The sequence below is a fragment of the Mycobacterium sp. NGS49 genome (genome assembly GCF_059812565.1).
Map to the genome: position 1 here is coordinate 1 of NZ_JCALCX010000069.1, position 11,042 is coordinate 11,042.

General features: G+C 69.4%; 9 protein-coding genes. 2 read left to right on the forward strand and 7 right to left on the reverse strand.

What is annotated here, in order from left to right; translation table 11 throughout:
• Positions 1 to 106 precede the first annotated feature (106 nt).
• From AC5Y7D_RS30425 to ricR, 7 genes are all read right to left on the reverse strand, one after another.
• A complete protein-coding gene (locus AC5Y7D_RS30425) occupies positions 107 to 2,362 on the reverse strand; it encodes a molybdopterin oxidoreductase family protein (protein WP_499929832.1) in 2,256 nt (751 codons plus the stop codon).
• Positions 2,355 to 2,951, reverse strand: a complete 597-nt coding sequence (locus AC5Y7D_RS30430) for a TetR/AcrR family transcriptional regulator (protein WP_499929834.1) — start codon at positions 2,949 to 2,951, stop codon at positions 2,355 to 2,357. The genes AC5Y7D_RS30425 and AC5Y7D_RS30430 overlap by 8 nt, the downstream gene beginning before the upstream one ends.
• Positions 2,952 to 3,008: 57 nt before the next feature.
• Positions 3,009 to 3,935 (reverse strand): short-chain dehydrogenase/reductase, encoded by a 927-nt coding sequence (locus AC5Y7D_RS30435; protein WP_499929836.1) that lies wholly within the window; start codon positions 3,933 to 3,935, stop codon positions 3,009 to 3,011.
• A gap of 43 nt (positions 3,936 to 3,978) precedes the next feature.
• On the reverse strand, positions 3,979 to 4,872 hold the full coding sequence (locus AC5Y7D_RS30440; RefSeq protein ID WP_499929838.1) for a L,D-transpeptidase: 894 nt from the start codon (positions 4,870 to 4,872) through the stop codon (positions 3,979 to 3,981).
• A gap of 16 nt (positions 4,873 to 4,888) precedes the next feature.
• Positions 4,889 to 5,887: a L,D-transpeptidase gene (locus tag AC5Y7D_RS30445; protein ID WP_499929840.1), complete on the reverse strand. Its 999-nt coding sequence runs from the start codon at positions 5,885 to 5,887 to the stop codon at positions 4,889 to 4,891.
• A 131-nt stretch (positions 5,888 to 6,018) separates the two neighbouring features.
• Positions 6,019 to 7,266 carry an MFS transporter gene (locus tag AC5Y7D_RS30450; protein WP_499929842.1) on the reverse strand — a complete coding sequence of 416 codons (1,248 nt, stop codon included), beginning with the start codon at positions 7,264 to 7,266 and terminating at the stop codon, positions 6,019 to 6,021.
• A gap of 115 nt (positions 7,267 to 7,381) precedes the next feature.
• Positions 7,382 to 7,672 (reverse strand): copper-sensing transcriptional repressor RicR, encoded by a 291-nt coding sequence (gene ricR, locus AC5Y7D_RS30455; protein ID WP_499929844.1) that lies wholly within the window; start codon positions 7,670 to 7,672, stop codon positions 7,382 to 7,384.
• Between the two features lie 95 nt (positions 7,673 to 7,767).
• Between ricR and ilvD the strand changes: the two genes are divergently transcribed.
• Positions 7,768 to 9,462, forward strand: coding sequence for a dihydroxy-acid dehydratase (ilvD, locus tag AC5Y7D_RS30460; RefSeq protein ID WP_499929846.1), 1,695 nt, complete (start codon positions 7,768 to 7,770; stop codon positions 9,460 to 9,462).
• 134 nt (positions 9,463 to 9,596) lie between these two features.
• On the forward strand, positions 9,597 to 11,042 hold a 1,446-nt coding region (locus AC5Y7D_RS30465), incomplete at its 3' end, for a PE family protein (protein ID WP_499929848.1).

The following is an 11,042-nucleotide window of genomic DNA, read 5'->3' on the forward strand; positions in this document are numbered from 1 at the left end:
GCGGCGCCAGTCACCCTCCCCCGTAGGCGGCGCCAGTCACCCTCCCCCGTAGGCGGCGCCAGTCACCCTTCCCCGCCAGCAGACACAAACTCGCATAGATCCGCTGCTAAACGTGCGATTTCGCGTCTGCTCGCGCAGGGGCGGGACACGCTTCGATCCGCGCCGGCACGTGCTTGTGCCATGGCGTACCCGCGTAGGGGTCGCGCCACTTGGTCGACGTCAAGGCGTTGGGAGCGACGCCGGGGATGACGGTACGGCCGTCCTCGCCGAGGTAGTCCAGCCCGAAACCGTTGGGCAGCGCGGCATGTCCGGGCAGCATGGTCTCGGTGATCTCGACAGTTGCTTCCGCGCTACCGGCCGACGTGGTGATGCGCGCCCGGCCGCCGTCCGCCAAACCCAGGGCCTGGGCGTCTTCCACACTGACCCGCAACGCCCCGTCAGCGTCGCGTTTACGCCAGGAGGGGTCGCGGAAGATGTCGTTGGCGGTATATGCGCGCCGCTCCCCCACCGACAGCACTATCGGCAGCTCGTCGGTGGTAAGCCGCTCCGGCGCGGCCGCCAAAGCCTTTATATCACTGAGCATCTCGGGAATTTCCAGGGCGATCTTGTGGTCACTGTGACCGATCAGCGCGAAGTCGTCCTCGTAGTTGTGCACCGTGAAGGTGATCCCGGAGCGGCCCTCGATGATCGCGTCGAAAAGCGCGTTGCCGTCGGCATGTCCGGCGCGCCGAACGGCTTCGGGGTAGGTCATCGCCGTCTTCTGCGCCTGTCCCCACAATGCGGCTGCGCCGGCCAACCCGTCCGGCAATGTCGGGCCCAGAGTCTCATAGAGCACGAAGGGGAGCACCCGGGCCAGCGTCGGATTGCCCGCGACGGCTCCCAGGAACGCCTCGGTGTATGCCTGACGGCCCTGCGCGGCGGCCTCGTGCAGCGGCCGTAGGTCCTCGTCCGAAACGACACCCAGCGCGCGTACCAGCCTGGCCCAGATCTCTGGCTCGGGCAGCGTACCCGGCAACGGCGGGAACAATGGATGCCGCAATTGCATTGCGTTGTGCGGGAATTCCAGGTTGAAGAAGGTGCACTCGGGCTTCTCGAACTGGGACGCCGCGGGCAGCACGTAGTGCGCCAGTCTGGCGGTTTCGGTCATCGCGATGTCGATGACGACCAACAGCTCGAGCGACCGGAAGGCCTCGCGGCACGCCGCAGAATCGGCCAGCGAGTGCGCCGGGTTGCTGCTTTCGACGATCATGGCGCGGAACCGGTCGGGGTGGTCGGTCAGGATCTCCTCGGGCACCACGTTGCCCGGAACCAGGCCGGCGATGATGGGCGCACCGGTCACCGGCGTGCGCCCGGAGACGGTGCTGAACAGCGGCGCGAACGACGAATGCAGATGCTGGCCACCCTTTTTCGCGAAGTTGCCGGTGAGGATCCACAGCATCTTGTTCAGGTAGGAGCAAACCGTGCTGTTGGGTGCCTGCTGCACGCCAAGGTCCTCGAACACCGCGACGCTGCCGGCCGCTGCGATACGCCGCGCGGCCGCTCGCAGCAACTCCTCGTCCACCCCGCACCGCTCGGCGTAGTCGGCGACCGCAACCTCGCGCAGTACCGTCCGCACGGCATCGACCCCGTGCACGTGCTCAGCGAGAAACGTTTCGTCACATAGGTTTTCCTGCACCAGGATGCCGGCCAGCGCGGCCAGGCACCACGCGTCGGTCCCGGGACGCACCCGCAGGTGGAAGTCGGCCATCTTGGCGGTGTCGGTGACGACGGGGTCGATCACGATCATCGACCGCAGCGGGTCCTTGGCGATCTCGTTGAGCACCACCCGCGCGCGCGGAAAGCTCTGCGACATCCAGGGATTCTTGCCGACGAACACCGACACCTCTGCGTGCTCGAACTCGCCGCGGGTGTGCCCGCCGTAGAGTTGCGCGTCGACCCAGGCCTCGCCGGTCTTCTCCTGGGCCAACGCATTCGAGCGGTACTTCGAGCCCAGCGCCTTGAGGAACGCGCCGCTGTAGGCGCCGCCGAGATGGTTTCCCTGCCCGCCGCCACCGTAGTAGAAGATCTTGTCGCCACCGTAGGCGTCGCGAATGTGTTTGAACCGCTCGGCGATCTCGACAATCGCTGTGTCCCAGTCGATTTCCTCGTAGCTCCCGTCGGGGCGCCGGCGCAGCGGCGAGGTCAGCCGACCCCGGCCGTTCTGGTAGTGGTCCAGCCGCAGTGCCTTGTTGCAGGTGTATCCCTGCGACGCCGGGTGCTGCTTGTCTCCCCGGATGCGGGCCAGGGTGCGCCCTTCGGTCTGTACGACGATGCCGCAGTTGCACTCGCACAGGATGCAGGCGGTGGGCTGCCAGTCAGTCATGGCGGGAGTTTCCTTCCGGGAGTTCGGCCAGCAGCACGGCGCGCAACTGGCGGTGGACCACATCCAGGGGCGCCATGTCGCGCCGCACCCGCGCCAGCAGCAGGGCGCCCTCGAGTGCGGCCGTCGCCAACTCGGCGAGCTCACCGGACCGTTCGGCGGCGATGCCATCGGCGATGAAGCGCGCGGTGATCAGTGCCGACCAGCGGTCGAACACCGCGCCCGCCCGTTCCACGACGGGAGCCATCCGATCCCGGTCGTCCTTTTCGAAGCCCGCCTCCACCGCCACGGCGGCGATCGGGCAGCCCGCGCGAAAGTCCGTGGCCAGCAACTGCTCCCGGTATCTGCCGATCAGGGTGTCCAGCAGCGCCGGACCACTGTCCGCCTCGGCGATGAGGGCGGCGATGTGCTCGCCGGCGAAGTCGACCGCCTCGCACAACAGCTGGGTGCGCCCACCCGGGAAGTGGTGGTAGGCCGAGCCGCGCGGCGCCCCGCTGTGCGCCAGCACGTCGGCGATTGCGGTGGCGCGCGCACCGCGTTCCCTGATCAACAGTGCGGCCGACATCACCATCCGGTCGCGGGGGCTTCGCATATGTATGATGTTATACATAATCCCGGCGCCGCAGAAGACCGGTATCTACGCCCGCGATCAGGAACCGGGGACGGTGTCCCCGTCACTCACCGCCGCCGTGACGGCACGGTTGTTCAGCAGTAGGTCGTCCATCACCATCGTGGTGATGCCACGCATGGCCAGCATCGGCGCCACCCAGGCGGGCGCGGTGATGCGCGCGGCCCGCCGCTGGATTCCGTCCAGCAGAACGGCAGCGGCATCGGCGACCGGAATCGGCCGGGTCACAAAGCCCGGGATGGCCTGGCGCACCTGGGCTGCCCGCTGTTGCGCGAAGACGTCGGCGGCCAGCTCCGTCTCGATGAAGCCCAGGTAGGCAATGCCCGTGCGCACGCCTTGCGGGGCCAGTTCGACCCGCAGCGCCCGGGCCAGTTGTTCGACGCCGGCCTTGCTGACGGCGTACGGCGCGGCCAGCACGCCGTTGAAGAACGCGTAGATGGAGCCGACGAACAGGATGTATCCCTGCCGCTCGATGAGAGCCGGCAGGACGGCTCGCACGGTACGCCACTGGCCGAGCAGATCCACCTCGACGGTGCGCTCGAAGTCCTCCGGCGCAATGGTGGCCACCGTCTCCGAGGGAGGCGCGATGCCCGCGTTCGCCACCACCACATCGATCCCGCCGAACGCCGACACCGTGTCCGCGGCGGCGCGCTGCAGCTTCTCGGCATCGGTCACGTCGGCTTCGAACGCGACGGCTCCCTCGCCCAGTTCACCGGCCAGCTGCCGCAACGGGTCGAGCCGGCGACCGACCAGCGCAACGCGGGCACCGCGGGCATGAGCCTGGCGGGCCAGCTCGGCGCCGAGCCCGCGGGCGGCGCCGGTGATGAAGACGACGCGGCCGTCGATGTCGGACTGCGCATCGCCGCCGAAGAGCCGATTGGCCAGCGGCAATGTGTGCGGCAGCCGGGACGTGGCACGGCCCAGGGCCCGGAGGGCGTCGTTGATCATGCCTGCCGTGTTGCCGTAATGCCCAACCCTAAGCAGTCCGGCGTCAGCTCATCCAGTCGTTGGACCCGTCATTCCTGGTGTAGGTGCCGACGGAGTTCTTCACGATGATGGGATCACCCGGCCCGAAGTTGGTGAAGAACCACTTCGCGTTGGCCGGACTGAGGTTGATGCAGCCGTGGCTGACGTCGCGCCTGCCCTGGTCGTCTACCGACCACGGTGCGCTGTGCACGAAGTTGCCGCTGTTGTCGAAACGGACGGCGTCCGCCACGGTGATCTTGTATCCGTTGGCCGAGTTGACCGGAACCCCGTAGGTCGAGGAATCCATCACCACCGACGCCATCTTCTCTTGTACGTAGTAGGTGCCGTTGGCGGTCTGGTGGCCACCCGAGGCCATGCCCATCGACATGGGGAAAGTCTGAACGACGGCCCCGTTGCGGGTGATGGTCATTTGGTGGGTGGCGTCGTCTGCCGTCGCCACCAGCGTGTCGCCCGTCTGGAAGCTGGACACCGTGCCGCCGGCGTCGACCGTCACCCCGGTGTGGGCGGGCCAGAAGCTGAGCGGACGCCAGCGCAACTGGGTGGGAGTCTGCCAGTAGAACTTCCCCTCGACCGGCGGCGTCGACGAGATGCGAATCGCGCCTTCCGCGGCACCCGCGTCGTCGACGCGCGCCGGGAAGTCGATGATGATCGGCTGGGCCACGCCCACCGTCGCACCGTTGGCGGGATTGATCCTGGGCGGTCCGAAGGGCGCCGTGCCGACGAATGGCGGCGGGGCATCCGCGGCGGGCACCGCGGGCGGTGCGACCACGCCGGGGTCATCGGGTGCGGGATCGGGATCGGCCAGTGCGACACCGGCGTTCAGCAGCAGCATCCAACCGACTACCGCAGCGGCACCGGCGGCCCGCAGCGCTCCGAAGCGGCTTCCCCTCATGCGCATCCCTCTCGTCGCGTTCCTACATCTGCCAGTCTGAGGCGCCGTCGGGCTTGTTGTACGTCCCGACGGAGTTCTTGACGACGATCGGGTCACCGCTGCCGAAGTTGTCGAAGAACCACTTGGCGTTGCTGGGGCTCAGGTTGATGCAGCCGTGGCTGACGTCGCGCCTGCCCTGATCGCCCACCGACCACGGCGCGCTGTGCACGAAGTTGCCGCTGTTGTCGATGCGCACCGCGTCGGACACGGTCACCTTGTACCCGTTCGCCGAGTTCACCGGCACCCCGTAGGTCGACGAATCCATCACCACCGACGCCATCTTCTCCAGCACGTAGTAGGTCCCGTTCGGCGTCTGATGCCCGCCGGAAGCCATGCCCATGGACATCGGGAACGTCTGCACCACGGTCCCGTTGCGGGTGATCGTCATCTGGTGGGTGGCGTCGTCGGCTGTGGCAATCAGCGAATCACCGGTGCGGAAGCTCGACTTGGTGCCCGCCGCGTCGATGTTCACCGCGGTATTGGCCGGCCAGAAGCTCAGCGGCCGCCAGCGCAGCTGGCTCGGGGTCATCCAATAGAACTTGCCCGGCACCGGCGGAATCGACGAGATGTGCACGGCTCGTTCGGCCATCGCCTGGTCGGCGATCGGCACCTGGAAGTTGATGATGATCGGCTTGGCCACGCCCACCATTGCCCCGTTGACCGGGTTGAACGACGGCGGCCTGAACGGCGGATCGCCCACGAAGGGTGTCGGGTCCTGGCCGGCCACCGGCCCGGCAGCCACCGGCACCGCCCCGGGCACAGCGGCCGGGGGCAGCCCGAACGGCTCGGGCAGCGGCGGCAGCGCCAACGGGTCGGGCGCGGGTGGGTCGGCCGGTGCGACCACTGGGCCGGGGTCGACGGGCGCCTCGTCCGGATCCGCCGATGCCGGGCCGGCACCCAGCCCGACCATCGCAACCACTGCGAATGCATTGACCGCGGCGAGGAGGCCACCCCTCGTGCGGCCACTCATCCAGCGCGACATACTCTTTCCCTCCGGTCAACTGCTTAAGACCAAAACTGGCCCCAGTGTGGCACAGCGGAACCCCTGTTTAGCCATTCGGCGAACCCGCCCCGACCGTTACCGAGTCAAATTCGGGCTTCTGACCTGCGGTGTTAGTCGTCCTGTGAAGTTGCCGCAGCCGGGGTATCGACTATCGGGCGGATCGCTGCCATCGCCAACAGCGCGACGCCCATCAGACCCGCCGAGGCGGTGAGCATCATCGCCACGCTCCGCTCGTACAACAGCCCGCCCGCCAGCGAGCCGGCCATGATCCCCACCTGGAACGCCGTGACATACAGACCCGAAGCCCCGTCGGGGTCGTCGGCGCCGGCCCGCATCGCCGTCGACTGCAGCATCGGCGATACCGCCGTTGCCATGGCTCCCCAAAGCACGATGGCGCCGGTCCCCACGACCAGCGCCGTCGTCGCGGAGCGGTGCCAGCCGAAGGCCAGCGCGCTCAGCAGCGCCAGCGCCGCCGTCAGGCCCACCATGCAGACGATGATCGCTCCTTTGGGGCGGCGGTCCAGCGGGCGCGCCACCAGGGCCACCGCGAGCACTCCGGCCACCCCGTAGGCCGCGAGCAGCCAGGCGACGCTGGCTCCGCGCACGCCGACCACCTGGCGGACGATCACCACGATGTAGGTGTAGGAGACGAAGTGTCCGGTCACCCCGACCATGGTGATCAGGCTCACGAGGATCAGCGCCCGGTTGCGGTGATGCGTCGACCGTCGGCCGACGTATTGCAGCTGGTCGCTGCTCAACCTGAGCGTGGGCAGCACCAGCCGGGCGGCCACGGTCACCACCGCGGCCGCCACGGTGACGCAGACGGCCGCCAGCCGCCAGCCCCACATCAGGCTCAGCGCCGCGGTGAGCGGGCTACCGATCACCAGCGCCAGGCTTGTTCCGATGTAGATCGACATGGTGGCGCGTCCGGCATGGCTGGGCGGCACCAGACGGGTGGCGATCGGGGCGATCACCGACCAGAGCAGGCCGTGCGTCACCGCACACAGCACCCGGCCGGCGGCCAGTACCCCGAAGTTGGGCGCCAGCGCCGAAATGAGCTGCGAGACGGTGAGACACACCAGGCTGAGCAGCAATGTCCGGCGCCGCGGCCAGTGTGCGGTCCAGCGCACCAGCGGGACGGTGGTCAGCGCCGCGACGAACGCGTACCAGGTCAGCAGGGTGCCCACCAGCACCACGGAGACGTTGAGATTGCGGGCAATCGCCGACAGGGCGCCCACCGGCAGCAACTCGGCGGTGACATAGATGAATGCCGCCGCCGCGAGCACCCCGAGTTGAACCGCGATCCGTGGCGTCCACGTTCGCGCGGTTGCGGCGATGGTTCCCGATTCGGCAGTCATGTTGTGAGGTGGCGGTCGTCTGCGCGCCGTGGTAGCCCGCCGACACGATTGCGCCGTCCTCACCGTACGCAACGCACCCGGGGATTACCCCCACATTGCGTCTCAACACGCCCGGTCAGGACCGGACGAGACGTGCGATGGCGGCGGACGCCTCGGCCAGCTTGTCGTCGGCCTCCTGGCCGCCCTCGGCCACCGCCCGGGTGACGCAATGGTTCAGGTGCTCGTCGAGCAGGTTCAGCGCCACCGACCGCAACGCGCTGTTGACGGCGCTGATCTGGGTGAGCACGTCGATGCAGTACTTGTCCTCTTCGATCATGCGCGCGATCCCGCGCACCTGGCCCTCGATGCGGCGCAGCCGTTTGGAGTAATTGTCCTTCTGCTGCGCGTATCCGTGTGCTGCCGTCATCTACTCTCCCACCGCCGCCTAATACCCCAACGGGGTATTACGCAACGATGATAAACGATTTTGGCGGGATGACGCCGCACCGCATACTTGCAGGCATGCCTGAACCCGACATCAAACCCCGCAGCCGTGACGTCACCGACGGCCTGGAGAAGACCGCCGCCCGCGGCATGTTGCGTGCGGTAGGCATGGGCGACGAGGACTTCGCGAAGTCGCAGATCGGGGTCGCCTCCTCGTGGAACGAGATCACGCCGTGCAACCTGTCTCTGGACCGGCTGGCCAAGGCGGTCAAGGAGGGTGTCTTCGCCGCCGGCGGCTACCCGTTGGAGTTCGGGACCATCTCGGTGTCCGACGGTATCTCGATGGGGCACGAGGGGATGCACTTCTCGCTGGTCTCGCGGGAGGTGATCGCCGACAGCGTGGAAACGGTGATGCAGGCCGAGCGATTGGACGGCTCGGTGCTGTTGGCCGGCTGCGACAAGTCGCTGCCCGGCATGCTGATGGCCGCCGCCCGCCTGAACCTGGCTTCGGTGTTCCTTTACGCCGGATCGATCCTGCCGGGGGTCGCCAAGCTCTCCGACGGCAGTGAGCGTGAGGTGACGATCATCGACGCATTCGAGGCCGTGGGCGCGTGCGCGCGCGGTTTGATGAGCCGCGCGGACGTCGACGCCATCGAGCGGGCGATCTGCCCCGGCGAGGGCGCGTGCGGCGGCATGTACACGGCCAACACCATGGCCAGCGCCGCCGAGGCACTGGGCATGTCGTTGCCGGGCAGCGCCGCGCCCCCGGCCACCGACCGCCGTCGCGACGGGTTCGCCCGCCGCAGCGGTCAGGCCGTCATCGAGTTGCTGCGCCAGGGCATCACCGCCCGCGACATCCTCACCCGGGAGGCGTTCGAGAACGCCATCGCGGTCGTGATGGCGTTCGGCGGCTCGACCAACGCGGTGCTGCACCTGCTGGCCATCGCCCACGAGGCGGAGGTGGAGTTGTCCATCGACGACTTCAGCCGGATCGGTTCGCGAGTTCCCCACCTGGCCGACGTCAAGCCGTTCGGCCGGCACGTGATGTCACACGTCGACCACATCGGCGGGGTGCCGGTGGTGATGAAAGCACTGCTGGACGCCGGCCTGCTGCACGGTGACTGCATGACGGTGACCGGCAGGACCATGGCGGAGAACCTGGCCGAGATCGCCCCGCCGGACCCGGACGGCAAGGTGCTGCGCGCGATGAACAACCCGATCCACCCCACCGGCGGCATCACCATCCTGCGCGGATCGCTGGCCCCCGACGGTGCGGTGGTCAAGTCGGCCGGTTTCGATTCCGACGTGTTCGAAGGCACCGCAAGGGTTTTCGACGGTGAGCGAGCGGCGCTGGACGCCCTCGAGGACGGCACCATCACCCACGGCGACGCGGTGGTGATCCGCTACGAAGGACCCAAGGGCGGCCCCGGCATGCGCGAGATGCTTGCCATCACCGGAGCCATCAAGGGCGCCGGGCTGGGCAAGGACGTGCTGCTGCTCACCGACGGTCGGTTCTCCGGCGGGACCACGGGCCTGTGCGTGGGTCACATCGCACCGGAAGCCGTCGACGCCGGGCCCATCGCCTTCCTGCGCGACGGCGACCGGATCCGCCTGGACGTCGCCAATCACACCCTCGACGTGCTGGTAGACCCCGGCGAATTTGCGTCCCGGCAAACAGATTTCTGCCCCCCGCCACCGCGCTACAAGACCGGTGTGCTGGCCAAATACGTCAAACTGGTCGGCTCGGCCGCAAACGGCGCCGTATGTAACTAGAACCGCATTCGGTCAACGGCGGCCAGATCAATTGCGGCGGAGCCTATTTCGCGAATCCGCAGTTTCGCCACGACCGTCAATTTCGGGCGCTAACATCGTGCGATCCCCTGCTCCCTGAGCACAGCGAGGTGCCGATGTCCTATGCAGTGATCACACCGGAGATCGTGGCCTCGGTGGCCACCGACGTGCGGAGCATCGGCGCACAGCTGGCGAATCGCAACGCGGCCGCGGCAGCCACCACGACCGCGGTGGCCAGCGCCGCCGCCGACGAGGTATCCACCGCGATCGCGGCGTTGTTCTCCCAGCATGCGCAGGGTTACCAGGTGCTCGCCGGGCAGGCGGCCGCCTTCCATGACCAGTTCACGGCCACACTGTCGGCCGCCACCGATGCGTATCTGTCGGCCGAATCCGCCAACACCGGTCTGTTGGGACTGATCAATGCGCCGACCAGGCTGCTCCTCGATCGCCCGCTGATCGGCAACGGCGCCAACGGCACCACCGTCAACGGTGTCGGCACGGCCGGTGGGGCGGGCGGCATCCTGTACGGCAACGGCGGCAATGGCGGCATCAGCACCAACGCCGGCGCCACCGGCGGCGCGGGTGGATCGGCCGGGTTGATCGGCAACGGCGGGTTCGGTGGCCTCGGTGGGCCGGGCGGTACCGGAGGCGCCGGCGGCAACGGCGGAACGTGGTGCGGCAACGGCGGCGCCGGCGGGACGGGTGGAGCCGGCATCACCGGCGTGGCCGGCGTGGGCGGCGGCATCGGGGGCAACGGCGGCGCCGGCGGCAACTCGGGCCTGCACGGCTTCGCCGGAGCCGGCGGCGCGGGCGGTTCGGGCGGTGCGGGCGGCCAGGGCCTGGCCGGGCAGCTGGGCGGGGACGGTGGCGCGGGTGGCCGGGGTGGCGCCGGCGGCAGCGCCGGCACCTTCGGTCACGCCGGCGCCGGTGGTGATGGCGGCGCCGGCGGTGCAGGCGGCAGCGGCGGCGACGGGGTGCCGGCCGGCTTCAACAACCCCGCCGGCAAAGGCGGAAATGGTGGGGTGGGCGGCGACGCGGGAGCGGGAGGCAACGCGGGCGCCTTCGGTGTCAACGGCTCCGGTGGGCAGGGCGGCGACGGCGGCCAGGGCGGCACCGGCGGCGCCGGCGCGCCCAGCGACGGCACCGGCCCCGGTAAGGGCGCCGGCCTGGGCGGCCACGGCGGTAACGGCGGCGGCGCCGGAGCGGGCGGCGCCGCGGGCACCGGCGGGTCCGGCGGGGTGGCCGGCGGCTACGGCGACGGCGGCAACGGCGGTAACGGTGGCAACGGCGGCAATGGACTCAGCGCCGCGGCGGGCACCGGGGGCAACGGCACCATCGCCGGGTCCGGCGGCGAGGGCGGCACCGGCGGCAACAGCGGCGCCGGCGGCCGCAACGGCAACGGCGGCCACGGCGGGGTCGGCGGCGCCGGCGGCGACGGCGGCAGCGGCACCCCCGACACCGGTGCAGGTCCCGGTACCGGCGGCGACGGGGGTAAGGGTGGCCTCGGGGGCTTCAGCGGTGCGGCCGGTACCGGTGGCTCGGGCGGGGTCGCGGGCACGGGC